This window comes from Streptomyces diastaticus subsp. diastaticus, assembly GCF_011170125.1.
GTDB lineage: Bacteria > Actinomycetota > Actinomycetes > Streptomycetales > Streptomycetaceae > Streptomyces > Streptomyces diastaticus.
This window is the reverse complement of sequence record NZ_BLLN01000002.1, coordinates 748,735-773,629: the sequence shown is the minus strand read 5'-3', so window position 1 is coordinate 773,629 and position 24,895 is coordinate 748,735. Positions and strand designations below refer to the sequence as shown.

Below are 24,895 nucleotides of genomic sequence, written 5' to 3'. Positions count from 1 at the left end.
AGCCAGAAGCAGACCCGGAGCCGAGCGCGCAGCGCTACCCGTACATCCGCCGCATCGCGAAGTCCACCATCTCCTCGACAGCCTTGGCGTCGAACACCATGCGGTGCTCACCCTCCATGTCGAGAACGAACCCGTATCCCGTCGGCAGCAGATCGATCACCTCGGCCCCGGTGATCACGAAGTGCTTGGAGTCCTTTCCGGCGTACCTGCGAAGTTCCTTCAAGGAGGTGAACATGGGGATGACCGGCTGCTGGGTGTTGTGGAGCGCGAGGAACCCGGGATTGTCACCCCGGGGGCAGTACACCTTCGAGGTGGCGAAGATCTGCTGGAAGTCCTCCGCGCCCATCGCCCCGGTGGTGAAAGCGCGCACGGCCTCGGCCAGGGAGGGCGGCGACGGCTCCGGGTAGAGCGGCTGCTGCGGCTGCCCGTACCCGCCGATCCCGCCGGCCTGCTGCGGGTCGCCGTAGCCGCCCGCCTGGGGCGGAGCGTAGTGCTGCTGTCCGCCCGCGTTCTGGTCGTAGCCGTACATGTGCAGAAGGGTAACGAGTATCGAGTCACAGATGGGCGGTCAGGGGTTGCTTCTTATTACTGACCGGTAGCATCATCGGTAGTTACCACCCGGTATTGCATCGAGGATCTTGCCTCCCGAGACAGACGGAGCCTTGCGCCATGGGCCACTACAAGTCGAACCTCCGCGACATCGAGTTCAACCTCTTCGAGGTGCTCGGTCGCGACAAGCAGTACGGCACGGGCCCGTTCGCGGAGATGGACGTCGACACCGCCAAGAGCATCCTGGAGGAGGTCGCCCGCCTCGCGGAGAACGACCTGGCCGACTCCTTCGCGGACGCGGACCGCAACCCGCCGGTCTTCGACCCCGAGACGAACACCGCCCCGGTCCCCGAGTCCTTCAAGAAGTCCTACAAGGCCTTCATGGAGTCGGAGTACTGGCGCCTGGGCCTGCCCGAGGAGATCGGCGGCACCACCGCGCCCCGCTCCCTGATCTGGGCCCACGCCGAGCTGATCCTCGGTGCCAACCCCGCCATCTGGATGTACTCCTCCGGCCCGGCCTTCGCCGGCATCCTCTTCGAGGAGGGCAACGAGGTCCAGAAGAAGGCCGCCGAGATCGCCGTCGAGCGCCAGTGGGGCTCCACGATGGTCCTGACCGAGCCGGACGCCGGTTCGGACGTCGGCGCCGGCCGCACCAAGGCCGTCGAGCAGGCGGACGGCAGCTGGCACATCGAGGGTGTCAAGCGCTTCATCACCTCGGGTGAGCACGACATGTCGGAGAACATCCTCCACTACGTCCTCGCCCGCCCCGAGGGCGCCGGCCCCGGCACCAAGGGCCTCTCGCTCTTCCTCGTCCCGAAGTACGAGTTCGACTGGGAGACCGGCGAGCTGGGCGAGCGCAACGGCGTCTACGCCACCAACGTCGAGCACAAGATGGGCCTCAAGGCCTCCAACACGTGCGAGATGACCTTCGGCGACAAGCACCCCGCCAAGGGCTGGCTCATCGGCGACAGGCACGACGGCATCCGCCAGATGTTCCGCATCATCGAGTTCGCCCGCATGATGGTCGGCACGAAGGCCATCGCCACCCTCTCCACCGGCTACCTCAACGCCCTGGAGTACGCCAAGGAGCGCGTGCAGGGTCCCGACCTCGCGCAGTTCATGGACAAGACCGCGCCCAAGGTCACCATCACCCACCACCCCGACGTGCGCCGCTCGCTCATGACGCAGAAGGCGTACGCCGAGGGCATGCGCACCCTGGTGCTCTACACCGCCGCCGTGCAGGACACCATCCAGGTCAAGGAGGCGGGCGGCGAGGACGCCACGGCCGACCACGCCCTGAACGACCTGCTCCTGCCCATCGTCAAGGGCTACGGCTCGGAGAAGTCGTACGAGCAGCTCGCGCAGTCGCTCCAGACCTTCGGCGGCTCCGGGTACCTCCAGGAGTACCCGATCGAGCAGTACATCCGGGACGCCAAGATCGACACCCTCTACGAGGGCACCACCGCGATCCAGGGCCAGGACTTCTTCTTCCGGAAGATCGTCCGCAACCAGGGCGCCGCCCTGAACACCCTCGCCGGTGAGATCAAGGGCTTCCTCGCCGAGGCCGACGGCGGCGAGGCCCTCGCCGGTGCCCGCGAGCAGCTCGCCAAGGCCGCCGTGGAGCTGGAGGCACTGGTCGGCGTCATGCTGACCGACCTCGCCGGCACCGAGAAGGACGTCAAGTCCATCTACAAGGTCGGCCTCAACACCACGCGCCTGCTCCAGGCCTCCGGTGACGTCGTCGTCGGCTACCTGCTGGTCAAGTCGGCCGCCGTCGCCGCCGCCGCGCTGGAGACCGCCTCCGCCAAGGACAAGGCGTTCTACGAGGGCAAGATCGCGGCCGCGAAGTTCTTCGCCGCCAACGTCCTGCCCGGTGTCGCCCAGGCCCGCGCCCTCGCCGAGGCCGTCGACCTGGACGTCATGGAGCTGGACGAGGCGTCCTTCTGATCGCCCCGGCCGGCGCCGCCTGACGGTCCTCGCGGTCCGTGGCGGTGCCGTGGCCGCAGCAGTACCGGGTACAGGCCCGCTCCCTCCGGGGGGCGGGCCTTCGGCGTCGGTGGCCCGCCGGCCCGGACGTGCTCGGGCGCCGCTCAGTCGTCGAGGGCGATCCAGAAGCGGCACTTGCGGCCGAGCACCGTGTCCCGCACGTCCTCCAGCACCGCGCCCTGGTGCTCGGCGACCCGCGCCGACGCCTCGTTGTCCTCGTCGCAGGTGATCAGGACCTGGTCGATGCCGCGCGCCCTGGCCTCCTTCAGCATCTCGCCGAGCGCCCAGGTGGCGACGGACCGGCCGCGTGCCGAGGGGCGGACGGAGTAGCCGATGTGGCCGCCCGCCTCCAGGAGGAAGCCGTTGAGCCGGTGGCGCAGGTCGATGGCGCCGAGGAAGACGCCGTCCTCGACGATCCACCGGTGGGTGGCCGGTACGTACCCGCCGACCGGGTTCGTCTCCTGCTCCCGCAACGCCTCGGTCCACAGACGGAACCCCTCCGCCGTGTCCAGGCCCTGCTCCGGTACGAGGTGCCGCCCGGCCCCGTCCTCGGTCCCCAGCGCCTCCCACTCGGCGCGGGCGGCCAGCCAGGAGGCGTGCAGGGCGGGGGAGGGTTCGATCAGCTGCGGCATGGGAGGACGGTATCCGCCCGCCGCCCCCGCCCCGTGCCGCCCTGTCCCTCACTCGCGCCCGGGCATCGCCCACGCCTCGCCACCGCGCCGGTCCCGCGGTTCTTGACCTGAAGTCCGCTTGAGGCCGCAGGGTGGCGAACGGCCGCGCCGCCACAGGTGCGGCCGGGACCGCCGGCCGGCCGTCCGCCGGGCCGGGCGACCGACACCACGCACGGAGGAGACGGACGATGAGGGCAGTGGTCATACGCGCGTACGGCGGCCCCGAGGTACTCCGGTACGAGGAGGTGCCCGACCCCGTCCCGGGTCCGGGAGAGGTCCGGATCGCCGTCCGGGCGTGCGGTGTCCACTTCATCGAGGGCCGGCTGCGGGCCGGCGGCGCGGAAGGGCTGCCGCCCGCCCCGGGGCTGCCCGCGATCATGGGCAGCGAGACGGCGGGCACGGTCGACGCGGTGGGCGAGGGCGTGGGCGACGCGTGGCTCGGGCGACGCGTGGTCACCCGGTCCCCGAGCCCGGGCGGCTACGCCTCGCTCGTCACCGCCCCCGTCTCCGCACTGCACGAACTGCCGGACGCCCTCGGCCACGAGGCCGCCGTCACCCTCATCGGCACCGGCGCCATCACGCTCGACTTCCTCGACCAGGTCGCCCCGGTCCCCGAGGACGTGCTGCTGGTCCTCTCGGCCGCCGGGGGGATCGGCCGCCTCGCCGTCCCTCACGTCCGTGCGCTCGGCGGCACCGTGATCGGCGCGGCCGGCGGCACCGCCAAGACCGGGACGGTGCGTGCGCTCGGCGCCGACCTCGCCGTCGACTACGACCGGCCGGGCTGGAGCGAGGCCGTCCGCGCCCGCTTCGGCACCGACCGGCCCGTCACCGCCGTCCTCGACGGCGTCGGCGGAGAGAAGGCCGCCGAGGCGTACGGGCTGCTCGCCGACGGCGGTCGTCTGGTCACCATCGGCGCCTCCTCCGGCAGCTGGTTCGCCCCCGACCCGCAGGAGGCGGCCGCCCGCTCGGTGACGGTCGTCCCCGCCATCGAACGGTGGGTCGCCCAGGACGCCGACCCCCGGCTCTCCCGCGCCCGTGCCCTGGAGGCGGGAGCGGCCGGCCGCCTGGAGGCCGGCTACCAGAGCTTCGCCCTCAGCGAAGCGGCCCACGCCCACGCGGAGATGGCGGCCCGCCGGACCACCGGGAAGGTCGTCCTGGTCCCCTGACGACCGACACCCCGCCGCCTCCGCTCGGGGAGGGAGGCGGCCTCGCCCGTCCCGTCCCGGGCTCCGCGCGGAGACCCCGCGCGAGGGCGGACCCCGTGGGAGGCCCCCTCAGCCCCGCCCGCCGTGGGAGCGCCGGCGCGCCAGCAACTCGGGGGACTCCAGCGGGGCCGGGCGGGCCGGGCAGACCGAGAAGTGGCTGACCCGACAGGTGTCCGCCGGGACCGCCCGGCCGAGTGGCAGCGCCGTCCCGTCCGGCGCGATCCGCCACCGGTGACGCGCCGGGACCCGGTACGCGGGGAAGGGGTCGGGCTCCATCGGTATCCAGGCACCGCCGACCGTGGTGTGCCAGCGGCCGGGCGCGAGGCAGTAACGGCAGGTCATCGGCTTCCCCGCGCCGGGCGAGGGCACCGCCTCAGCCCGTTCGGGGAGCGGCTGGCCGTGCTCGGCGCGGACCAGGGTCGCGGTCATCACCGGCAGGAGATCGCCCAGCCGCACGGGATCACCGGCCGGTGCCGGAGAGGCCGCCCCCGTGCAACTGGGGCAGAGTGGCAGCGCCAGCGGGCCGTGCCACCGCGCGCCGGGTGCTCCGCAGGCCGGGCAGGCGGGGCCGGGTGGCCCCGCCTGGCGCGGCAGCACGGGAGCGGAGTCCGCAGCGGAGCGCTCCGGCCCGGAGCTGCGCCGGACGAGGGGCGCCCGGCTTCGTGAACCCTCGGGCAGAGCCCGGAGGCCACCGGGCTCACGGGCGGTGTACGCGGAACGGTAGGTCTGCGAGGTCACCTGGTCCCCCCTCGGTCGGCGGTCACCGCCGGTCCGCCTCCGGCGGCGGGCCGACAGCGCGTGGGCCCGGGCCGGACCCCCGACCTGCCCGGCCCCACGCGCCTGCCGCGATGGTGGCACGGGGCACTGACAACGCCCGGGCGCGAGGGTGTACAGCGGGGATCGCGTGCGCAGTCGCCGCACGGGGGCAGGGCCTGGTCCGCCCGTGAGGCGGGGCGGGCGGGTGAGGGCTCAGGCGCCGTACAGGTGTTTCACGTGGAACCGGGCGCTGGACGCCGGCGCAAGAGAGCCGGCGCCGGGAAACCGGCGTCGGAGAGCCGGGGCGGAAAGGGCTGATGTTTCACGTGGAACCAGACGACGGGGACCTTGAGTGGCACCGGGAGCAGGCTCGGCTTGCCCCGGGCGCGAGGTTTCACGTGAAACATCCGGCTGGCGGCAGAGGCCCCTTTCCACCCCGGGCGGAGCCTTCCCCCGGGAATCGCCTGGTCTCCGCCGCCCCCGGCCCGTAGGAGGAGACGCCTGGTTAGGCTGGGCGTATGAGCAGACCCGCCCGCTTCGACCGCGGCCACACCGACGACCTCCTCACCTACCTGGCGGCGAGCCCGTCCCCGTACCACGCGGTGGCCAACGCGGCCGAGCGGCTGGAGAAGGCCGGTTTCCGCAAGGTCGAGGAGACCGACGCCTGGGACGGGACCACCGGCGGAAAATACGTTCTGCGGGGCGGCGCCCTCATCGCCTGGTACGTCCCGGAGGGTGCCGAGCCCCACACCCCCTTCCGGATCGTCGGCGCGCACACCGACTCCCCGAACCTGCGGGTCAAGCCGCTGCCGGACACCGGCGCGGCGGGCTGGCGGCAGGTCGCCGTGGAGCTCTACGGCGGCACTCTGCTCAACACCTGGCTGGACCGGGACCTCGGCCTCGCCGGGCGGATCACGCTCAAGGACGGCCGCGACGTCCTGGTCAACATCGACCGGCCGCTGCTGCGCGTCCCCCAGCTCGCCATCCACCTGGACCGGAGCGCCAACGACGGCCTGAAGCTGGACCGGCAGAAGCACATGCAGCCGATCTGGGGCCTCGGGGACGTGCAGGAGGGCGACCTCATCGCCTTCGTCGCGGAGGAGGCCGGGGTCGACGCCGCCGAGGTGGCCGGCTGGGACCTCATGCCGCACCCGGTGGAGGCACCCGCCTACCTGGGCCGCGACCGCGAACTGGTCGCCGGTCCCCGGATGGACAACCTCCTCTCCGTGCACGCGGGCGCCGCCGCGCTCGCGGCCGCAGCCGCCACCGCGGACCTGCCGCACATCCCGGTCCTGGCCGCCTTCGACCACGAGGAGAACGGCTCGCAGTCGGACACCGGCGCCGACGGCCCGCTCCTCGGTTCGGTCCTGGAGCGCTCGGTCCACGCCCGGGGCGGCTCCCCCGAGGACCGCGCCCGTGCCCTCGCCGGGACCGTCTGCCTCTCCTCGGACACCGGCCACGCCGTCCACCCGAACTACCCGGAGCGGCACGACCCGACCCACCACCCGCGCGCCAACGGCGGACCCATCCTCAAGGTCAACGTCAACATGCGCTACGCCACCGACGGTTCGGGCCGCGCCATCTTCGCCGAGGCGTGCGAGAAGGCCGGGGTCCCGTTCCAGAACTTCGTCTCCAACAACGCGATGCCCTGTGGCACCACGATCGGCCCGATCACCGCGGCCCGCCACGGCATCAAGACGGTCGACATCGGCGTCGCCATCCTCTCCATGCACAGCGCCCGCGAGCTGTGCGGGGCCGACGACCCGTTCCTGCTGGCCAACGCCCTGACGGCCTTCCTGGAGGGCTGACCGGGCCGGCCCACGCCGGGGCCGCCCACACGTAAGGCGGTGCCGGCCGGGCCTCAACAGGCCCGGCCGGCACCGCCTTTCGCATCTCCACCACGCTCCCTGCCGCTTGCCGGGCGGACGCGGGGGTACGCGCCCCGTGCACAGGCTTACGACAGGACGCGCGGCAGCCGCCTCTCCAACCGGGAGGGGAACTCCGCCGTCCACCTACAGGAGGCGACAGCCATGGGCCTCGGCGGATGCATCATCCTCATCGCCGTGGGAGCGATTCTCACCTTCGCGACCGACTGGGAGCTGGAGGGGGTCAATCTCACCCTGGTCGGGGCGATCCTCATGCTCGTCGGCGTGATCGGCACCGTCGCGTTCACCAGCATCGCCCGGCGCCGGCGCCTGCTCATGACGCAGGCACCGCCGGTCGTCGAAGGCGACCGCCCCCGCGACGACCGCCTCCTCTGAGAACGGCCCGGCGGACGGCGGTCAGGAACCGGCCGCGTCCTCGTCCATCCCCGCGAGGACGAGCGCGAGCCGGTCCGTACCGCCGGACCCGCCGTCCCCCTCGCCCGGGGCCACGACGCGCACCGGGACACCCCAGTCCTGCTGGTGGACGTGGCACGCCGGGTACTCGTTGGACGGGTCGTCGTCGCAGGAGGCGGCCATCGCCGACACGTGCAGCACGCCCTCACCGATCTCCGGGTTGAGCGGCAGCTCGCGGAACAGGTCCGTGCCCGCGCCGTCCCCGTCGAGCAGCAGCTCGGGCGGGGTCGCGGAGACCAGCAGCCGGGTCGAGGGCCCGTAGCGCGTGTCCAGCTTCTGCCCGGCCGGCGCCTGGAAGACCACGTCCAGCCGGAGCCTGCCCGGCGCGATCTCGGTGGCGGCCCGCTGCGTGCGGTGCGCGACCCCCTCGACGCGGACCGCCTCCTCGGGCAGCCGCAGCCGCGTCAGCCGATGCCGCGCCGACTCGACCACCACGATCTCCTCGCCCGCCAGCACCGCGCCCGAGGGCTCCCGCAGATCCGTCGCGAGGGTGCTCACCTCGCCGGAGGCCGGGTCGTAGCGCCGCAGCGCGTGGTTGTACGTGTCGCTGACCGCGACCGAGCCGTCGGGCAGCACCGTCACCGCCAGCGGGTGCTGGAACAGGGCCTGCGCGGCGTCGCCGTCCCGGTGCCCGAAGTCGAAGAGTCCGGTGCCGACCGCCGTGTGCACGGTGCCCTCCGGGTCGACCCAGCGCAGCGCCGAGGTCTCCGAGTCGGCCACCCACAGCCGCTCGTCCCCGTCGGCGGCCAGCCCCGAGGGCTGCGCGAACCACGCCTCGGCCCCGGGCCCGTCGACCAGCCCCTCGTTGGTGGTCCCGGCCGCCACGGCGACCGTCCCGGCCTGGGGGTCGTACGTCCACAGCTGGTGCGTCCCCGCCATGGCGATCCACACCCTGCCGCCGAACCAGGCCACGTCCCACGGCGAGGAGAGGTCCACCTCGCGCGCCGGTCCCGAGGTCGGCGACCCCTGCCACCACTGCCGCCCGGTCCCGGCCGGCGTCGACACCACGCCGCTCGCCAGCTCGACCCGGCGCAGCGCGTGGTTGACGGTGTCCGCGACGATCACCGCGTCGCCCTCCGGGGTCAGCGCGAGGCCCTGCGGCTCGCTGAACCGCGCCTCGGCCGGGCCGCCGTCGGCCAGCCCGCGCTCGCCCTCGCCGCCGATCCGCCGGACGACGCTCTCCCCGTCCTCCGCCAGCTCCACCAGCTGGTGCCGAGTCGTGTCGCTGACCAGGAAGTTCCCCGAGGGCAGCAGCACGGCGCGCCCAGGGAACCGCAGCGCCCCCGCCACCGGCTCCGGCGGCACGTACGGCCCGTCGCCGCGCCGCAGCGTCCCCTTCGCCCCGTGCTCCGCCTCCAGCTCCTCGACCAGCTTCTCGATGGCGTGCGCGTGCCCCTCACCGGCGTGCTGCGCGACCACGTACCCCTCGGGGTCGATCACCACCAGCGTCGGCCAGGCCCGCACCGCGTACTGCTTCCAGGTCACCAGCTCCGGATCGTCCAGCACCGGGTGCTCCACCCCGTACCGCTCCACCGCGTCCACCACGGCCTGATGCTCCGCCTCGTGCACGAACTTCGGCGAGTGCACCCCCACGATCACCACGGTGTCCCGGTGCCGCTCCTCCAGCTCACGGAGCTCGTCGAGAACATGCAGACAGTTCACACAGCAGAACGTCCAGAAATCGGCGATCACGATCTTCCCCCGAAGACCCTGGAGACTCAGCTCATCGCCACCCGTATTGAGCCAGCCACCCTTTCCCACCAGTTCAGGGGCGCGGACACGTGCACGCTTACTCATACGCCAAGGGTGCCATCCGCCGAGGGCGGGGGGCGCATCCCGGCCATGCGTTCACGGGGGTGACACAGTTCCGGGCCCCGGGAACGGCCCGTTCACCCCTCCCGCGTCACCCGCGCCCGATCCGTGAACACCCGCCGGTACTCCCCGTGCCCCGTCCGCCCGGCATGCCGCAACGCCCACTCCTCCACCACTCCGGCCTCCGCCCCGGCACCGGACCTCTCCCCGCACCCAGGCTCCGCGCAGAACACCTCACACACCGGCGCCACCCCCTCCACCCGCCGCATCGTGTGCCTCACGAACCGGAACACCGCCCGCCGACTCACCGATGCCCCTCGGGATGCCGCCGCAGGAACACGTTGCAGTCACTGACGGTCGTCATGTCCCCACCGGCCCGCGCCCAGCTCCGCACACGGGCCAGCTCGGTGCAGTAGGGGCAGCCGTCGACCGGGGTGGGTTCCGGGTCGAGACGGAGAGGGAGTTCCACAGGGCCGGTCTGGTACCTCGTAGGTTCGCTCATGGCGGCATCGTCGCGGCCCCTCAAGGACGTATCGACAGCGAAACGGGGACGTCTGGGCCTCTTCTCGCTACGGTCGGAGAAGGCCCAAACGTCCGTGGGAGATGCCTTGAACTCTGCCCTGCGCTCGGCTATCGCGGATGCTGGACTCAGCCCGCGCCAACTCGCCCTGCGCATCGGGGTCACCAGCAAGACCGTGGAACGGTGGCTGGCAGACTCCGGGCTGAGGCCCCACGCAAGGAACCGCGATGACGCCTGTCGGGCGTTGGGAGTGGATGAGGACATGATCTGGCCGCAGGCAGTCAAGGACCGCATCAAGAGCGGCCACGACCGTGAACTCGTCCAGAGCTACCCGTACCGGTCGGCGTGCCCGTCGACCGTGTGGGCGGACCTGATCGACTCGGCCGACGAGGAGCTGTTCTTCGCCGGGTACACCAACTACTTCCTCTGGACGCAGGTCCCCGCCTTCGCGGACACCCTGCGGCGGAAGGCGGCCGAGGGCTGCCGGGTGCGGTTCCTCCTGGGCGACCCGGAAGGGCAGGTGACCCGGCAGCGGGAGGTGGTGGAGGACGTGGCTCTCTCCGTCTCGACGCGCATCCGCATCACCTTGGAGAACCTCGACCGGCTGGGGAAGCTGGACGGACTGGAGACCCGGTTCAGCGCGCCCGAGGACGCCACCAACCACGTGAGCCTCTCCGTCTTCCGCTTCGACCGCGAGGCCCTGGTCACCCCGCACCTCGCCCGGCTCGTCGGCCACGACTCGCCGCTGTTGCATCTCCGCAGGCAGGGGGAGAAGGGCATGTTCGAGCGGTTCAGCGAACATGCCGAGGAATTGTGGCGGACGGCGGTTCCCCTGCCTACGCGGTGAGGCCCAGCGACCCGGCCAGTCGTCCCGGACCCGGTGGAGGAGACGGAGCGTCCCCCAGGTCCCGTACGAGCGTGACGGCTGCGCTGTGCTGCCGACACCACCCCGGCGCCACCCGCCGCAACCGCTCCAACGCCCGTACCGCCTCCGCCGCGTTCCCCATGTCCGTATGCGCCCGGGCCACGTCCAGCAGCCAAGCGCGCCAGGACGGCGGTGTGTCCCGGCTCAGCCTCATGCCCCTGGCCAGCGTCAACGCCTCCTCCGGGCGTTCGTTCTGCAGGCGTGCCGCCGACTCCTCCGACCCACTCCTCGGCCCCATGATCGCCAACTCGGTGGCGTGAAGTGCTCGGTAGCCATGGCGCAGACGCTACGCCCGGGAACGTCCGCAGAGGCACCATGAGCCATGGCCATCGCCACCCTCATCAGAGACCTCCGCACCGCCCGAGGCTGGTCCCAGGGCCGACTCGCCGGTGCCGTCAACGAGGTGTTCGGGACCGGGCTCGACCGGGAGTACGTCAGTCGGTGGGAGCGCGGGAAGGTCGTGCCGGGGCCGTACTACCTGCGGTGTCTGTCGGCTGTGCTCGATGTTCCGCTCGCTGTGCTGGAGGGTGAAGTGAACCGCCGTACGTTCCTGTCGGATGCCGCCGCCACGGCCATAGCGCCCGTGGTCGCCTCGGATCTGCTCCACGCGGGGTTCGCCGCCCGGCTGCGGGGCGGGCCGGACGTGGAGGAGTGGGAGGCGAAGCTCGCCACGTACGGGACGCAGTACATGAGCATGGGGGCCGCCGACATCCAGCGGCGGATCTCCGGGGAGCTGGTCGCGGTGCAGCAGCAGTTGGAGGAGCCTCGGCTGTGGTCGGTGGCGGCGCGGCTCATGACTCTGTACGCGAAGACGTTCCCGGGGGCGGACGGGGCCAAGGCGGTGGGGTGGTACCGAATGGCGGCCATGGCGGCGGACCGGTCCGGGGACGAGGCCACGCGGGTCTGGGTGCGCGGGCGGGCCGCCATCGCGCTGGGGTACGAGGGCGCCTCGCTCGGCGTCGCGGACATGTTGGCCGACCAGGCCATGTCGATCAGCGAGCGCCCCTCGCTGGGGCTCCTCAACGCCGTCATGGGCAAGGCGCACGCGGCTGCCCTGCGTGGGGACGAGGGCACGGCGCGGGCGCTGCTGGAGCAGGGCCGCGCCGTCTTCGACCGGGCCGGCTCGTACGAGCAGACCTCGGACTACGCCGTGCCCTGGTGGCGGATGAACGTCTTCGTGTCGCTGCTGGCGGCCCGGCTGGGCGACGAGGACGCGGCGGTGGCGGCGCAGGAGGCGTCGGTACGCGAACTCCCCGCCGAGCTGCCTCGCTTCGCGACCCACCTGGAGATGCACCGGGGGCTGATGCTGGCCAGGTCGGGGGACAAGGCCGGGGGCGTCGCGCATGCGCGGGCCGCCTTGGACGCCCTGCCGCCCGAGAAGCACTCGCTGACGTTGCGGTTGTTGATGGGCGAGGTGGAGGGGGGAGTAAAAGGGTGAGGCGTGACCGGAATCCGTAGCGGGGCGGAACCACGCCCCTCCGCGCGCCGCCCGCGCATTCCCCCGCCCCCAGCGGGAACCTGACCCCCATGAGATTCCAAGTGCGTGAACGGATCTTCGGGGTCGGCGACGACTACTGGATCGAGGATGCCGACGGGCGGAAGGTCTACCTCGTCGACGGCAAGGCCATGCGGCTGCGGGACACCTTCGAGTTGAAGGACGTGGACGGGCGGGTGCTCGTCGACATCCGGCAGAAGCTGGTGAGTCTGCGGGACACGATGGTGCTCGAGCGCGGCGACGAGAAGCTCGCCACCGTGAAGCGGAAGCGGCTCTCGCTGCTGCGGAACCACTTCCGGGTCACCATGGTCGACGGGACCGAACTGGACGTCAGCGGGCGCATCCTCGACCGGGAGTTCGCGGTCGAGTACGACGGGGAGCTGCTGGCGCAGATCTCGCGGCGCTGGCTCACCGTGCGCGACACCTACGGCGTCGACGTGGTCCGGGACGACATGGACCCGGCGTTGGTCATCGCCATCGCGGTGTGCGTGATCACGCTCGCCGAGAAGGGCCGGGAGGACTGAGGCCCTGGGCGGAGGCGGGTGCCGACCAGGGCCGGCCGCCGTTACGGCCGGATCTCCTTCGGCTCCGCCAGCCCCAGCCGCCGGTCCTTCAGAGCCGGGAAGCGGTCACGGGTCGCGGCGACCGTGGCCGGGTCGAAGTCGACGGTGAGGATCTCCTCCTCGGTGCCCGCCTCAGCCAGCACCTCGCCCCAGGGGTCGACGACGAGGGAGCGGCCCGCCTGCTCGGTCCCGGCGTGGGTGCCGGCGGTGCCGCAGGCCAGGACGTACGCCTGGTTCTCGACGGCGCGGGCGCGGGCCAGGAGGTTCCAGTGGGCGGCACGGCGGGCGGGCCAGCCGGCGGGGACGACGAGGGTCTCGGCGCCGGCGTCGACCAGGCCGCGGAACTGCTCGGGGAAGCGCAGGTCGTAGCAGGTGGCGAGGCCGAGGGTGGTCTCCGGGAGGTCGACGGTGACGAGGCGGTCGCCGGCGCCCATCAGCACGGCCTCGCCCTGGTCGAAGCCGAAGCGGTGGATCTTGCGGTAGGAGGCGGCGAGGGTGCCGTCGGGGGCGAAGACGAGCGAGGTGTTGTAGAGGCGGCCCCCGGCGTCGTGCTCGGGGATGGAACCGCCGTGCAGCCAGACACCGGCGTCGCGGGCGGCCCGGGAGAGGGCGAGGAAGGTCGGGCCGCGCAACTCCTCGGCGTGCTCCCCGAAGTGGTCGAAGGCGAAGGCGCCGGTGGTCCACAACTCGGGGAGGACGACCAGGTCGGAGCCGGTTCGCTCGCGGACCAGACCGGCGGCGCGGTCCCTGCGGGCGGCCACCGATTCGGCCGGGTCGACACAGATCTGGATGAGCGAGGCGCGCACACTACCACCGTCCTGGCATTCGAACCGTCAACACAGGCCTACGATCGTCACACGAAAGCACTGCCGGGGTGCCTTGGGGCAGCGTACTGTGCTGTTCCACGAAGGGGCGCGTCGGAGGGGACCGAACACCCGGCATGCCGGCCCCTCGTCCCGAGCGGACGCGCCGCCCGCACGCCCGCCGTCCACACGATGTCCGCCAGCCGTCAGCCGTCCGTCCGCCCGCTGTCCGTTGCCCGACTGCCCTTGTCCGAAAGCGACCGGGGACCGGTGGTCCGTACGATGCGCGTACGGAGACGACCCGTACGACCGTACGGGCCGCCCGCACCGCCGTTCGCCCGTACCCGCCGTCATCCGACCGCCCGCGCACCACTCGCCCGAGGGATCACGTGAGTCTCCATCCCAGCCTTCAGTCCTACGCCGATGCCTGGACCCACTCCGTCGAAGCGATATCCGAGCTGGTCCAGCCACTCCCCGAGGCGCAGTGGAACCTCGCGACGCCCTGCCCGGCCTGGTCGGTGCGTGATGTGGTCTCCCATGTCATCGGCCTGGACTGCGAGATGCTCGGCGACCCCCGTCCGATCCACACGCTGCCGCGGGACCTGTACCACGTGCGGACGGACCTCCAGCGGTACATGGAGATGCAGGTGGACGTACGGCGCCACCACACGGGGCCGGAGATGACGGCCGAGCTGGAGTACACGATCATCCGGCGCTCGCGCCAGTTGCGGAACGAGACGCGGCAGCCCACCACCGCGGTGCGCGGCCCCCTCGGCACCGAGCAGACCCTCGAAGCGGCCATGCGCCTGCGTGCCTTCGACGTCTGGCTGCACGAGCAGGACCTCAGGACGGCGCTCGGCCGGCCGGGCAACCTGGACTCGCCGGGCGCGCTGGTCGCCCGCGACATGCTGCTGGACGGCCTGGCGAAGGTGGTGGCCCGCGAGGCGGGTGCGCCTCCCGGCACGGCCGTCGTGGTCGACGTGCAGGGCCCGGTGGAGTTCCTGCGGACGGTACGGGTCGACGCCGAGGGGCGCGGCTCGGTCGACGGCTCGCCCTCGCTCGGCCCGGCCGTGACACTGAGTCTGGACTGGGAGACGTACGTCAGGCTGGCCGCCGGGCGGGTGCGGCACGAGGCCGTCGGCGACCGGGTCAAGACCGAGGGCGACCCGGAGCTGGCCCGCGCCATCCTGGACAACTTCGCCGTCACGCCGTAGCGGCCGGCTCCGGCGGACGCGGTACGTACGCCGAGGCCCCGGTCCCGGTCGCCCGGGGCCGGGGCCTCACGCCGTCCCGCCCGTCCGCGTCAGGCCGGTACGTGGACGGTCTCCACCCGGCTGGCGACCAGGCGTTCGCTCTCGCGGCGCAGGGCCGCCCGGCGCAGCCGGAGGATCTGCGCGGTGCCGAACGCCTGGAGGACGAGGAGGACCGAGAACGCGACGCGGTAGTTGTCGCCTGTCAGGTCGAGGAGGACGCCGATGGCGAGCAGCGAGGTCATGGAGGCGGTGAAGCCGCCCATGTTGACGATGCCGGAGGCGGTGCCCTGCCGCTCGGGCGGGTTGGCCGGCCGGGCGAAGTCGAAGCCGACCATGGAGGCCGGCCCGCAGGCGCCGAGGACCATGGCGTGCACCAGCAGCAGCCAGGCCGGGGCGGTGCCGGGCCAGCTGAGGACGGCGGCCCAGCAGGCGGCGGTGGCGAGGACCGTGCCGAGGACGATGACGCTGCGGGCTCGGTGGTTACGGGCGATGAGCTGGCCGTAGACCAGGCCGATCACCATGTTGGCGAGCACCACCAGGGTGAGGAGTTCCCCCGCCTCGGCGCGGGTCATCCCCTGGGCCTCGACGAGGTACGGCAGTCCCCAGAGCAGCAGGTAGACCATGGCGGGGAACTGCGTGGTGAAGTGCGTCCACAGGCCGAGCCGGGTGCCGGGCTCGGCCCAGGACCGGGCGATCTGGTGGCGGACGAAGGCGGCGCCGCGGTGCTCCTTGGGGACCGGCGGCGGTGCGTGGCCCTCGGGGTGGTCCTTGAGGAAGAGCAGCATGAGGCCAAGGACCAGGACGCCGAGCAGGGCGCTGCCGCCGAAGGCCGCCTCCCAGCCGATGCCGTGCAGCAGGCGGGCCAGGACCAGGGTGGAGACGAGGTTGCCGGCCATGCCGACCAGTCCGGCGAGCTGGCCGACGAGCGGGCCGCGGCGGGCGGGGAACCAGCGCGAGCCCAGCCGCAGCACGGAGATGAAGGTCATCGCGTCACCGCAGCCGAGCAGGGCCCGGGAGACCAGCGCCATGCCGTAGTGCGGGAAGAAGGCGAAGCCGAGCTGCCCGAGGGTGAAGAGGATGACGCCCCAGGTCAGGACGCGCTTGGTGCCGACCCGGTCGACCATCAGGCCGACGGGTATCTGCATACCGGCGTAGACCAGTAGCTGGAGGATGGAGAAGGTCGACAGGGCGGAGGCGTTGATCTCGAACCGGTCGGCGGCGTCGAGTCCGGCGACGCCGAGCGAGGTGCGGAAGATGATCGCGACGAAGTAGACGGAGACGCCGACCGACCAGACGAGGACCGCGCGCCGGCCGCCGGGCGGGTCCGGCGGGCGCAGACCCGGCCCGGGACGGTCGCCCGAGGAGCCGGGGGTGCCGGGCGGCGTGGGGGTGGAGCTGGTCACCGGTCCTCCCCCCGGATCAGCTCGCGGACACGGCCGACGTGGCCGCGGACGCAGGCGGCGGCGGCCTCGGCGTCGCCGGAGCGGATCGCCTCCAGCAGTTCGGCGTGTTCGGTGAGGTTGGCGGCGATCCGGCCGGGGTGGGCCTCCATGACGGCGACACCCATCCGCAACTGGCGGTCGCGGAGCTGGTCGTAGAGGCGGGAGAGGATCTGGTTGCCCGCGTTGCGGACGATCTCGGCGTGGAACGAGCGGTCCTTGTCCGAGACGGCGGCGAGGTCCCCGGCCTCGGCCAGTCGGCGCTGCTCGGCGAGGAGCCGCTCCAGCCGGGCGATGAGGGCGGCGGGTGCGGGGACGGCGCGGCGCGCGGCGTGCTCCTCGACCAGCAGCCGGGTCTCGACGACGTCGGAGATCTCCTGGGCGGAGACCGGCAGGACCAGGGCACCCTTCTTCGGGTAGAGCTTCAGCAGCCCCTCGACCTCCAGTTTGAGGAGCGCCTCACGGACCGGAGTGCGGGAGACCCCGACGGCCTCGGCGAGGCCGCCCTCGGTGAGGAGGGTGCCGCCTTCGTAGCTGCGGTCCAGGACGGCCTGCTTCACGTGCCGGTAGACGCGGTCGGCGGCGGGCGGCTTCTTCTCGGTGGGGGCGGTGGGGGGCGCTGAGGACATGCACACAGGATAGATACATGACGCGTACACCATCAGCGGGCCGCCGGGGCTTCCCGCGATGTGGACGATGACTTTGCTCACACAGGGCAAGGCGGAGCAGGCCGGTCGCCCGCCGCCCGCGGTTCCGGTGATCAGCCGTTCCACGCCGGGCGGAACCCACGTCCGGCCTGACTCGCGAGCCACGCGGCCGTACAACCCTTCGGCCCGTCCGTGAGTCTGCTCTGCGCGTCCGGAATCCAGGGAGATCCCGGGCAAGGAACGCGAACTCGGAGCTTCCCCTGTGACTTTCGGCATTTCGGGCGGTCGCCGCGCGGCCGCCGTCCTCCTCACCACCGGCGCGGTACTGGTCGCCGGTCCCCTCGTCAGCCCCGCCGCGGCCGCCTCGTCCGCCGCCGCGCCCAAGGTCAGCGCCAAGGGCGCCTTCCTGATGGACGCCGGCAGCGGGAAGACGGTCTTCAGCAAGACCGCCGACACCAAGCGGCAGATGGCCAGCACCACCAAGACCATGGCGGTCGCCGTCGTCCTCGACACCAAGGGCGTCAACCTGGACAAGAAGGTCACGGTCAAGCAGACCTACCGCGACTACGTCGCCAAGAACGGTGCCTCCACCGCCGACCTGCGCACCGGTGACAAGCTGACCGTGCGCCAGCTTCTCTACGGGACGATGCTGCCCTCCGGCTGCGACGCCGCCTACGCGCTCGCCGACACCTTCGGCACCGGCTCCACCGTCTCCGCCCGGACCAAGTCGTTCATCTCCAAGATGAACGCCAAGGCCAAGTCACTCGGGATGAAGAACACCAAGTTCGACTCCTTCGACGGGATCTCCAAGGCCGGGAACAACTACTCGACCCCGCGCGACCTGGCCAGACTGGCCCGGCACGCGCTGAAGAACAGCACCTTCAAGGCCGTGGTGAAGGCGGCCTCCACCAAGCAGAAGGCCACCGCGAAGAGCGGCGGGACCCGCACCTACACCTGGTACAACACCAACAAGCTGCTCGGCTCCTACAAGGGCGCCACCGGGGTCAAGACCGGGACGGGGACCGCCGCGGGGCCGTGTCTGATCTTCTCCGCCACGAAGAACGGCAAGACGCTGGTCGGGGTCATCCTCAACGACAACAACCGGTACGCGGACGCCGGCAAGATGCTCGACCACGGCTTCGGCAAGAAGACCACGAGCACCCTCAAGGTGAGGCCGCTGCCGCAGGGCGCCCAGCAGGACTGAGGCGACGAGCCGCCTCTGTGACGGGGCGTCAGTGATGTTTCACGTGAAACGTGGTGATGTTTCACGTGAAACCCTCCTCAACCGCCCCGTGTTCCACGTGACACCACGAGGGGCGCCCGCGAAGTGCGGGCGCCCCTCCAGGCGTTCAGGCGGTACTGCTGTCAGTGACTCAGGTCCAGGTCAGCAGTCGCTTGGGGTGCTCCAGGACCGCCGCCACGTCGGCAAGGACCTTGGAGCCGAGTTCGCCGTCGACCAGCCGGTGGTCGAAGGAGAGAGCCAGGGTGGTGACCTGGCGTGGCTTGACCTTGCCCTTGTGGACCCAGGGCTGCCACTTCACCGCGCCGAAGGCGAGGATGGCGGACTCCCCGGGGTTGAGGATGGGGGTGCCGGTGTCGACGCCGAAGACGCCGACGTTGGTGATGGTCACCGTGCCGCCCTGCATGTCCGCCGGGGAGGTGCGGCCCTCGCGGGCCGTGGAGACCAGCTCGCCGAGGGCGGCGGCCAGTTCCGGCAGGGTCTTGGCCTGGGCGTCCTTGATGTTCGGGACGATCAGGCCGCGCGGGGTGGCGGCCGCGATGCCCAGGTTCACGTAGTGCTTGCGCACGATCTCCTGGTTGGCCTCGTCCCAGGCGGCGTTGACGTCCGGGTTGCGGCGGATGGCGACCAGCAGGGCGCGGGCCACCATGAGCAGTGGGTTGACCCGGACACCGGCCAGGTCCTTGTCGGCCTTCATCTTCTCGACCAGCTTCATCGTGCGCGTCACGTCGACCGTGACGAACTCGGTGACGTGCGGCGCGGTGAACGCCGAGCCGACCATCGCCTGCGCCGTGGCCTTCCGTACGCCCTTGACCGGGATGCGCGTCTCGCGGGCGTCCGGCGCCGTGGCGGCGGGCTGGGCGGGCTCCGGGGCTCCCTGCGGCTGCGGGGCGGCGGCCGGGGCGGGAGTCGACGGGGCCTGCGGGGCGGCCGCCGCGTGGACGTCCTCCCGGGTGACCACGCCGCCCTCGCCGGTCGGCACCACGGCGGCCAGGTCGACCCCGAGGTCCTTGGCCAGCTTGCGCACCGGCGGCTTGGCCAGCGGCCGGCCGGCGCCGGAGACCGGGACCCCGTTGGCGACGGGGGTGGCCGGGGCCGGTGCGGCGGGCGTCTCGGCGGCCGGAGCCGCCTGGGCCTCCGGTGCCGGGGCCGCCGGGGCCTCTCCGGCCGGACGGCGGGCCCGGCGCTTGGTGGAGGACTCGGAGACCCCGTAACCGACCAGGACCGGCTGGCGGCCCTTGGGCGCGGCGTCCTCGGCCTCGGCAGGCGCCTCGGCGGGGGCGGCCTCCGGCTCGGCGGCCGGTGCGGCGCCGCCCCCGACGGCGACCGAGATGATCACCTGGCCGACGTCGACCGTGGTGCCCTCGGGGAAGCGCAGTTCGCGCACCGTCCCGTCGAAGGGGATCGGCAGCTCCACCGCCGCCTTGGCCGTCTCCACCTCGCAGACGACCTGGCCGTCGGTGACCGTGTCGCCCGGCTGGACGTACCACTTCAGGATCTCGGCCTCGGTGAGGCCCTCGCCCACGTCGGGCATCTTGAACTCGCGTACCGCCTGAGCGGATTCCGTCATCGTCGTCACGTCCCTCTCCCTCAGAACGCCAGCGAGCGGTCGACGGCGTCGAGCACCCGGTCGAGGCCCGGCAGGTACTCCTCCTCGATCCGCGCCGGCGGGTACGGCGCGTGGTAACCACCGACCCGCAGCACGGGCGCCTCCAGATGGTAGAAGCACCGCTCGGTGACGCGGGCGGCGATCTCCGAGCCGGTGCCCAGGAAGACCGGGGCCTCGTGGACCACGACCAGCCGGCGGGTGCGCTCCACCGACCGCTGGATCGCGTCGAAGTCGATCGGGGACATCGACCGCAGGTCCAGGACCTCCAGCGACTTGCCCTCCTCGGCCGCGGCGTCGGCCGCCGCCAGGCAGACCTTCACCATCGGGCCGTAGGCGGCCAGCGTCAGATCGGTGCCCTCACGGGCCACCAGGGCGCCGTGCAGCGGGGCGGGGATGGCCTCGCGGTCGAGCTCGCCCTTGTCCCAGTAGCGGCGCTTGGGCTCGAAGAAGACGACCGGGTCGTCGCTCTGGATGGCCTGCTGAAGCATCCAGTAGCCGTCGGAGGCGTTGGCCGGGGAGACCACCTTGAGGCCCGCGACGTGCGCGAACAGGGCCTCGGGGGACTCGCTGTGGTGCTCCACCGCGCCGATGCCGCCGCCGTAGGGGATGCGGATGACGATCGGCAGCTTCACGGTGCCCAGCGAGCGGGCGTGCATCTTCGCGAGCTGCGTGACGATCTGGTCGTACGCGGGGAAGACGAAGCCGTCGAACTGGATCTCCACGACCGGCCGGTAGCCGCGCAGGGCCAGGCCGATCGCGGTGCCGACGATGCCGGACTCGGCGAGCGGGGTGTCGATGACCCGGTCCTCGCCGAAGTCCTTCTGAAGGCCGTCGGTGACGCGGAAGACTCCGCCGAGTTTGCCGACGTCCTCGCCCATGATGAGGACCTTCGGGTCGTTCTCCAGGGCGGTGCGCAGCGATTCGTTGAGGGCGCGGGCGAGCGCCAGCTTCTCCGTGGCCATGATCAGTTCGCCTTCCCGGTCACGTCGGCGTGCCCGCCGTCGGCGTCCTCGAACGACGCCTGGTACGCCGCGAACTCGGCCCGCTCCTCGTCCACGAGGGCGTGCCCGTCCGCGTAGGTGTGCTCGAACATCGCCATCGGGTCGGGGTCGGGCATCGCCCGGACCGCCTCCCGCACGCGACGGCCGAGGGTCTCGCTCTCCTCCTCCAGGGAGGCGAAGAACGCCTCGTCGGCGTGGCCCTCGGCCTCCAGGTGGGTGCGCAGGCGCAGGATCGGGTCCCGGGCCTCCCACGACTCCCGCTCGTCGTCGGAGCGGTAGCGGGTCGGGTCGTCGGAGGTGGTGTGCGCGCCCATCCGGTAGGTGAACGCCTCGACGAGCGTCGGGCCCTCGCCCCGGCGGGCACGGGCCAGCGCCGCCTTGGTCACCGCGAGGCAGGCGAGCACGTCGTTGCCGTCGACGCGGACGCCGGGGAAGCCGAAGCCGCTGGCACGCTGGTAGAGCGGCACGCGCGTCTGCTTCTCGGTGGGCTCGGAGATGGCCCACTGGTTGTTCTGGCAGAAGAAGACCACGGGCGCGTTGTAGACCGCGGAGAAGGTGAACGCCTCGTTCACGTCGCCCTGGGAGGAGGCGCCGTCGCCGAAGTAGGCGATCACGGCGGAGTCGGCGCCGTCCTTGGTGATGCCCATGGCGTACCCGGTGGCGTGCAGCGTCTGGGAGCCGATGACGATCGTGTAGAGCTGGAAGTTGTTGCTGTTCGGGTCCCAGCCGCCGTGGTTGACGCCGCGGAACATGCCGAGGAGGTTGGCCGGGTCGACGCCACGGCACCAGGCCACGCCGTGCTCCCGGTAGGTCGGGAAGACGTAGTCGTCCTCGCGGGTGGCCCGGCCGGAGCCGATCTGCGCGGCCTCCTGGCCGAGCAGCGAGGCCCACAGGCCCAGCTCACCCTGGCGCTGGAGCGAGGTGGCCTCCGCGTCGAAGCGCCGGGTGAGGACCATGTCGCGGTAGAGGCCGCGCAGCTCCTCGGGGGTGATGTCGGCGACGTACGGGTCGTACTCGGCGTCGGCGACGCGCTCGCCCTCGGGCGTCAGCAACTGCACGAGCTGCGGCTCGGCCGGGGCCTCGGCCCTGGCGGCCTTGGCCGGGGCCTTGCCGGACGCCTTGCGGGCGGGGGCCTTGGCGGCGGTCTTGGCGGGTGCCTTGGCCGTCGCCCGCTTGGCGGGCTTCGGGGACTTGGCCACCCGGGCGGTCCGTCCGGCGTCGCCGCCGGTCTCGGTCCCGCCGCGGCGCGTCCCTCGCGCGGCACTGCTCTCCACGGTCACGTGTGCTCCTCCGTCGATCCGGCCCCGGGGTCCACCGGGAGCCTGGTGCCCCCTCGTCGATGACGGGGGGAGGCTCGCCCGTCCCCGTACGCGCACGGGGTGGGTGCGAGCCCGGGAACAAGGCGTGACAGGTGCCCCGGCGAACGCCTGTGACATGCACGTTACCCAGTGCTGCACAAAACCGCGAAACCCTACCTGACCTGCGATTTTCCTCGGAAGTCCAAGTAAATTCGGAAAGCGGCGCACAGCTCCAGGTCACAGCCTCGCAGGGTGCCGGAACACCGGCACGTTATCCCGGTCACCCCGGGCGCGGGAAGAGTTGGTGTGTGAGACTGCTTCCGTGCGCGAAGGCGGAAAAATCACCGTATTCCTGCTCGACGACCACGAGATGGTGCGCCGGGGCGTGCACGAGACGCTGTCGGCCGAGGACGACATCGAGGTGGTCGGCGAGGCGGGCACGGCCGCCGAGGCCCTGGCGCGCATCCCCGCCACCCGCCCCGACGTCGCCGTCCTCGACGTACGGCTGCCGGACGGCAACGGGATCGATGTCTGCCGCGAGGTCCGCGCCCGGGACGAGTCGGTCAGATGCCTGATGCTCACCTCGTACGCCGACGACGAGGCCCTCTTCGACGCGGTCACGGCGGGCGCCTCCGGCTACGTCCTGAAGGCCGTCCGCGGCGGTGACCTCCTCGACGCCGTCCGCGCGGTCGCCGCCGGCAGGTCCCTCATGGACCCGTCCGCCACCGCCCGCCTCCTGGAGCGGCTGCGCGACCGCGACGTCCCGGTGGGCGGCGACCGCCTGTCCGTCCTCACCGACCAGGAACGCAGGATCCTCGACCTGATCGGCGAGGGGCTCACCAACCGGGCCATCGGCGACCGCCTGCACCTCGCCGAGAAGACCATCAAGAACTACGTCACCGTCCTGCTCGCCAAGCTCGGCATGGAACGCCGCTCCCAGGCGGCCGCGTACGTGGCGCGGCTGCACGCGGAGCGCGGCGAGTAGGGCGCCCGGGCGGCGGTACGCCGACGGGCCCCCGGTCGTGGTGACCGGGGGCCCGTCGGCGTACGCGCGGTACGGCCAGGGTCAGGCGGGGGAGCCTGCCGGGCTCACGGACCGCCCTCGGGAACCGTGGGGTCCTCAGGCGCGGGCGGCTCCTCGGACGACGGAGGCGGTTCCTCCTCCGAGTGCGTCGGGTCGGGGTCCTCCGGCTGGGAGGGCTGGTCGTCCGTCGGCGCCGGGTTCGTCGGCGACTCCGGGGCGCCCTCGGTGGGCTGCTCGTTCGACCAGCCCGGGTCGCCGGTCGGCTGCGGCGGGTACTGCTGCTCGGTGCCGCCGTTGTCGCCCGGCAGCGTCTCCTCGTCGGTCTCCTCGTCCGAGGGCGAGGAGGACGGCGAGGGGGACTCCTCGGTGGCCGAGGGGGACGGCTTCGCCGGGGACTTGTTCTCGTCCCCGTTGCCGATGCCCTGCATGGCGAAGGCCACGCCGCCGACGACCGCCAGCACCGCGAGCACCGCGATCAGCCACATCCGGCCGCGCCCGGGGCCGCCGGGGCGGCCGCCGCCCTCGTAGCCGCCGTCGTCCGCGCCGGGCGGCCGGATCATCGGCTGCTGCATGGTGCCCGGGTCGGGGTGCGGGAGGCCCGCGCCGCCCATCGCGCCGACGCCCATGGCCGGGGTGTTCCCGCCCTCGTGCAGGTCGACGGGGCCGGTGTTCCAGGTACGGGTGTGACCGCCCTGCTGCTGGAGCATCTGGAGGCCGTACTGGACCAGACCGCGCATCTCCTCGGCGCTCTGGAACCGGTCGTCCGGGTCCTTGGCGAGGGAGCGCATGACCAGACCGTCCAGCTCCGGCGGGGCCGCGTCGGAGACCTCGGACGGCGGCACCGCCTGGTCCTGGACGTGCTGGTAGACCACCGACAGCGGGGTCTCGCCGGTGAAGGGGGGCCGCAGCGCCAGCAGCTCGTAGAGGAGGCAGCCGGTGGCGTAGAGGTCGGAGCGGTGGTCGACGGCCTTACCGAGCGCCTGCTCCGGGGAGAGGTACTGCGGGGTGCCCATGACCATGCCGGTCTGCGTCATCGTCGACTGGGCGCCGTGCAGGGCGCGGGCGATGCCGAAGTCCATGACCTTGACGGCGCCGGCGTGCGTGATGATGACGTTGGCCGGCTTGATGTCGCGGTGGACGATGCCGTGCTGGTGGCTGTAGGCGAGCGCCTCCAGGACCCCGGAGACGATGATGAGCGCCTGCTCGGGGCCGGGTGCCTCCGCGTTGACCAGCAGGTCGCGGATGGTGTGGCCCTCGACGATCTCCATCACGATGTAGGGGACGGTGCTGTTGCCGACCCGGTCCTCGCCGGAGTCGTAGACCGCCACCACCGCGTGGTGGTTGAGGCCCGCGACGGACTGCGCCTCGCGCGTGAAGCGGGCCTTGGAGACGGGGTCCTCCGCCAGGTCCGAGCGGAGGAGCTTCACGGCGACGGTCCGGCCGAGCCGGACGTCCTCGGCCGCGAAGACCTCCGCCATACCGCCCCGGCCGAGGCGTCGGGTCAGCCGGTAGCGGCCGTCGCCGACGAGACCGCCGTTGCCCCACAGTTCCGGCGCGTCATGGGGGTCCGACATGTCGCCGCCAGTCGCCTCGGGGTCGGACGGGCCCTGAGCGCGCTGCGTCTGTGCCATCGGTCCTCGCCGTCGTGTCTTGATCGTCACTGTCCGCGCGCTCGGGTACTCACTCGGGGTACTCGGAAATGCTCGGGTCTCGCCCGGAGGGTCGCGCGGGTGCTCCGACGGGTCACGCTACAGCCTCAT

The 24,895-nt window shown here is 72.4% G+C and carries 23 protein-coding genes and 1 pseudogene; 10 read left to right on the top strand and 14 right to left on the bottom strand.

Annotated elements, in window-relative coordinates:
• Positions 1-34 precede the first annotated feature (34 nt).
• The gene (locus Sdia_RS05310; RefSeq protein ID WP_100455183.1) at positions 35-529 is read right to left on the bottom strand and encodes an SseB family protein; all 495 of its coding nucleotides are present in this window, start codon (positions 527-529) and stop codon (positions 35-37) included.
• Between the two features lie 140 nt (positions 530-669).
• Between Sdia_RS05310 and Sdia_RS05305 the strand changes: the two genes are divergently transcribed.
• Positions 670-2,496 (top strand): acyl-CoA dehydrogenase, encoded by a 1,827-nt coding sequence (locus tag Sdia_RS05305; protein ID WP_100455182.1) that lies wholly within the window; start codon positions 670-672, stop codon positions 2,494-2,496.
• Positions 2,497-2,639: 143 nt separating this feature from the next.
• Here the strand turns inward: Sdia_RS05305 and Sdia_RS05300 are convergent, their stop codons facing one another.
• Positions 2,640-3,167, bottom strand: a complete 528-nt coding sequence (locus Sdia_RS05300) for a GNAT family N-acetyltransferase (protein ID WP_100455181.1) — start codon at positions 3,165-3,167, stop codon at positions 2,640-2,642.
• A gap of 227 nt (positions 3,168-3,394) precedes the next feature.
• On the opposite strand from Sdia_RS05300, the gene Sdia_RS05295 reads away from it, so the two are divergent.
• Complete coding sequence (locus Sdia_RS05295) at positions 3,395-4,372, top strand: zinc-binding dehydrogenase (RefSeq protein ID WP_189500071.1); 978 nt, start codon at positions 3,395-3,397, stop codon at positions 4,370-4,372.
• A gap of 108 nt (positions 4,373-4,480) precedes the next feature.
• Here the strand turns inward: Sdia_RS05295 and Sdia_RS29925 are convergent, their stop codons facing one another.
• Positions 4,481-4,840 carry a DUF6083 domain-containing protein gene (locus Sdia_RS29925; protein WP_229830747.1) on the bottom strand — a complete coding sequence of 120 codons (360 nt, stop codon included), beginning with the start codon at positions 4,838-4,840 and terminating at the stop codon, positions 4,481-4,483.
• Positions 4,841-5,685: 845 nt separating this feature from the next.
• Here Sdia_RS29925 and Sdia_RS05285 point away from each other — a divergent pair.
• Positions 5,686-6,975, top strand: a complete 1,290-nt coding sequence (locus Sdia_RS05285) for a M18 family aminopeptidase (RefSeq protein WP_100455178.1) — start codon at positions 5,686-5,688, stop codon at positions 6,973-6,975.
• A gap of 222 nt (positions 6,976-7,197) precedes the next feature.
• Complete coding sequence (locus Sdia_RS05280) at positions 7,198-7,428, top strand: DUF6458 family protein (protein ID WP_100455177.1); 231 nt, start codon at positions 7,198-7,200, stop codon at positions 7,426-7,428.
• Between the two features lie 21 nt (positions 7,429-7,449).
• Here Sdia_RS05280 and Sdia_RS05275 read toward each other — a convergent pair whose 3' ends face one another.
• The 3 genes from Sdia_RS05275 to Sdia_RS05270 form a co-directional block, all read right to left on the bottom strand.
• On the bottom strand, positions 7,450-9,303 hold the full coding sequence (locus tag Sdia_RS05275; protein WP_189500070.1) for an NHL domain-containing thioredoxin family protein: 1,854 nt from the start codon (positions 9,301-9,303) through the stop codon (positions 7,450-7,452).
• 92 nt (positions 9,304-9,395) lie between these two features.
• Positions 9,396-9,611: a DUF7848 domain-containing protein gene (locus Sdia_RS30880; RefSeq protein WP_435896911.1), complete on the bottom strand. Its 216-nt coding sequence runs from the start codon at positions 9,609-9,611 to the stop codon at positions 9,396-9,398.
• Between the two features lie 11 nt (positions 9,612-9,622).
• On the bottom strand, positions 9,623-9,820 hold the full coding sequence (locus tag Sdia_RS05270) for a hypothetical protein (protein WP_100455174.1): 198 nt from the start codon (positions 9,818-9,820) through the stop codon (positions 9,623-9,625).
• A 280-nt stretch (positions 9,821-10,100) separates the two neighbouring features.
• Between Sdia_RS05270 and Sdia_RS05265 the strand changes: the two genes are divergently transcribed.
• Positions 10,101-10,685, top strand: a complete 585-nt coding sequence (locus Sdia_RS05265; protein ID WP_100455478.1) for a DNA-binding protein — start codon at positions 10,101-10,103, stop codon at positions 10,683-10,685.
• Here Sdia_RS05265 and Sdia_RS29920 read toward each other — a convergent pair.
• Positions 10,675-10,962: pseudogene (locus Sdia_RS29920) on the bottom strand (transcriptional regulator); the annotation flags it as partial. The gene Sdia_RS05265 and the pseudogene Sdia_RS29920 overlap by 11 nt on opposite strands.
• 123 nt (positions 10,963-11,085) lie before the next feature.
• Between Sdia_RS29920 and Sdia_RS05255 the strand changes: the two are divergent.
• Together Sdia_RS05255 and Sdia_RS05250 are read left to right on the top strand one after the other, a co-directional pair.
• The gene (locus Sdia_RS05255; protein ID WP_189500069.1) at positions 11,086-12,201 is read left to right on the top strand and encodes a helix-turn-helix domain-containing protein; all 1,116 of its coding nucleotides are present in this window, start codon (positions 11,086-11,088) and stop codon (positions 12,199-12,201) included.
• An 89-nt stretch (positions 12,202-12,290) separates the two neighbouring features.
• Complete coding sequence (locus Sdia_RS05250) at positions 12,291-12,782, top strand: LURP-one-related/scramblase family protein (protein WP_115068929.1); 492 nt, start codon at positions 12,291-12,293, stop codon at positions 12,780-12,782.
• Between the two features lie 41 nt (positions 12,783-12,823).
• Here Sdia_RS05250 and Sdia_RS05245 read toward each other — a convergent pair whose 3' ends face one another.
• Entirely contained in the window at positions 12,824-13,627 is an 804-nt protein-coding gene (locus Sdia_RS05245; protein WP_100455171.1) for a carbon-nitrogen family hydrolase, read from the bottom strand.
• A 386-nt stretch (positions 13,628-14,013) separates the two neighbouring features.
• Between Sdia_RS05245 and Sdia_RS05240 the strand changes: the two genes are divergently transcribed.
• Positions 14,014-14,838, top strand: coding sequence for a maleylpyruvate isomerase family mycothiol-dependent enzyme (locus Sdia_RS05240; RefSeq protein WP_100455170.1), 825 nt, complete (start codon positions 14,014-14,016; stop codon positions 14,836-14,838).
• Positions 14,839-14,927: 89 nt separating this feature from the next.
• Here Sdia_RS05240 and Sdia_RS05235 read toward each other — a convergent pair whose 3' ends face one another.
• Together Sdia_RS05235 and Sdia_RS05230 are read right to left on the bottom strand one after the other, a co-directional pair.
• Entirely contained in the window at positions 14,928-16,280 is a 1,353-nt protein-coding gene (locus tag Sdia_RS05235) for an MFS transporter (RefSeq protein ID WP_185393187.1), read from the bottom strand.
• Complete coding sequence (locus tag Sdia_RS05230; RefSeq protein ID WP_100455168.1) at positions 16,277-16,945, bottom strand: GntR family transcriptional regulator; 669 nt, start codon at positions 16,943-16,945, stop codon at positions 16,277-16,279. Before Sdia_RS05230 ends, Sdia_RS05235 begins: the two co-directional genes overlap by 4 nt.
• A gap of 280 nt (positions 16,946-17,225) precedes the next feature.
• Here Sdia_RS05230 and Sdia_RS05225 point away from each other — a divergent pair, with 280 nt between their 5' ends.
• Positions 17,226-18,167, top strand: a complete 942-nt coding sequence (locus Sdia_RS05225) for a D-alanyl-D-alanine carboxypeptidase family protein (RefSeq protein ID WP_124287422.1) — start codon at positions 17,226-17,228, stop codon at positions 18,165-18,167.
• A gap of 169 nt (positions 18,168-18,336) precedes the next feature.
• On the opposite strand, the gene Sdia_RS05220 is transcribed toward Sdia_RS05225, so the two are convergent.
• The 3 genes from Sdia_RS05220 to pdhA are packed head-to-tail and all read right to left on the bottom strand — an operon-like array spanning position 18,337 to position 22,093.
• Complete coding sequence (locus tag Sdia_RS05220; RefSeq protein WP_100455477.1) at positions 18,337-19,773, bottom strand: dihydrolipoamide acetyltransferase family protein; 1,437 nt, start codon at positions 19,771-19,773, stop codon at positions 18,337-18,339.
• 20 nt (positions 19,774-19,793) lie between these two features.
• Positions 19,794-20,774 (bottom strand): alpha-ketoacid dehydrogenase subunit beta, encoded by a 981-nt coding sequence (locus Sdia_RS05215; RefSeq protein ID WP_100455166.1) that lies wholly within the window; start codon positions 20,772-20,774, stop codon positions 19,794-19,796.
• Positions 20,775-20,776: 2 nt separating this feature from the next.
• A complete protein-coding gene (gene pdhA / locus Sdia_RS05210) occupies positions 20,777-22,093 on the bottom strand; it encodes a pyruvate dehydrogenase (acetyl-transferring) E1 component subunit alpha (protein WP_100455165.1) in 1,317 nt (438 codons plus the stop codon).
• A gap of 340 nt (positions 22,094-22,433) precedes the next feature.
• Here pdhA and Sdia_RS05205 point away from each other — a divergent pair, with 340 nt between their 5' ends.
• A complete protein-coding gene (locus Sdia_RS05205) occupies positions 22,434-23,096 on the top strand; it encodes a response regulator (protein ID WP_189500068.1) in 663 nt (220 codons plus the stop codon).
• 104 nt (positions 23,097-23,200) lie between these two features.
• Here the strand turns inward: Sdia_RS05205 and Sdia_RS05200 are convergent, their stop codons facing one another.
• A complete protein-coding gene (locus Sdia_RS05200; RefSeq protein WP_100455164.1) occupies positions 23,201-24,766 on the bottom strand; it encodes a protein kinase domain-containing protein in 1,566 nt (521 codons plus the stop codon).
• Positions 24,767-24,895: the final 129 nt, after the last annotated feature.

What these genes read in the sequence shown, in the direction of transcription:
- Sdia_RS05310 (WP_100455183.1), bottom strand. Translation starts at nt 529, where the DNA reads ATGTACGGCTACGACCAGAACGCGGGCGGACAGCAGCACTACGCTCCG.
- Sdia_RS05305 (WP_100455182.1), top strand. Translation starts at nt 670, where the DNA reads ATGGGCCACTACAAGTCGAACCTCCGCGACATCGAGTTCAACCTCTTC.
- Sdia_RS05300 (WP_100455181.1), bottom strand. Translation starts at nt 3,167, where the DNA reads ATGCCGCAGCTGATCGAACCCTCCCCCGCCCTGCACGCCTCCTGGCTG.
- Sdia_RS05295 (WP_189500071.1), top strand. Translation starts at nt 3,395, where the DNA reads ATGAGGGCAGTGGTCATACGCGCGTACGGCGGCCCCGAGGTACTCCGG.
- Sdia_RS29925 (WP_229830747.1), bottom strand. Translation starts at nt 4,840, where the DNA reads ATGACCGCGACCCTGGTCCGCGCCGAGCACGGCCAGCCGCTCCCCGAA.
- Sdia_RS05285 (WP_100455178.1), top strand. Translation starts at nt 5,686, where the DNA reads ATGAGCAGACCCGCCCGCTTCGACCGCGGCCACACCGACGACCTCCTC.
- Sdia_RS05280 (WP_100455177.1), top strand. Translation starts at nt 7,198, where the DNA reads ATGGGCCTCGGCGGATGCATCATCCTCATCGCCGTGGGAGCGATTCTC.
- Sdia_RS05275 (WP_189500070.1), bottom strand. Translation starts at nt 9,303, where the DNA reads ATGAGTAAGCGTGCACGTGTCCGCGCCCCTGAACTGGTGGGAAAGGGT.
- Sdia_RS05270 (WP_100455174.1), bottom strand. Translation starts at nt 9,820, where the DNA reads ATGAGCGAACCTACGAGGTACCAGACCGGCCCTGTGGAACTCCCTCTC.
- Sdia_RS05265 (WP_100455478.1), top strand. Translation starts at nt 10,101, where the DNA reads ATGATCTGGCCGCAGGCAGTCAAGGACCGCATCAAGAGCGGCCACGAC.
- Sdia_RS05255 (WP_189500069.1), top strand. Translation starts at nt 11,086, where the DNA reads ATGGCCATCGCCACCCTCATCAGAGACCTCCGCACCGCCCGAGGCTGG.
- Sdia_RS05250 (WP_115068929.1), top strand. Translation starts at nt 12,291, where the DNA reads ATGAGATTCCAAGTGCGTGAACGGATCTTCGGGGTCGGCGACGACTAC.
- Sdia_RS05230 (WP_100455168.1), bottom strand. Translation starts at nt 16,945, where the DNA reads ATGTCCTCAGCGCCCCCCACCGCCCCCACCGAGAAGAAGCCGCCCGCC.
- Sdia_RS05220 (WP_100455477.1), bottom strand. Translation starts at nt 19,773, where the DNA reads ATGACGGAATCCGCTCAGGCGGTACGCGAGTTCAAGATGCCCGACGTG.
- Sdia_RS05215 (WP_100455166.1), bottom strand. Translation starts at nt 20,774, where the DNA reads ATGGCCACGGAGAAGCTGGCGCTCGCCCGCGCCCTCAACGAATCGCTG.
- Sdia_RS05200 (WP_100455164.1), bottom strand. Translation starts at nt 24,766, where the DNA reads ATGGCACAGACGCAGCGCGCTCAGGGCCCGTCCGACCCCGAGGCGACT.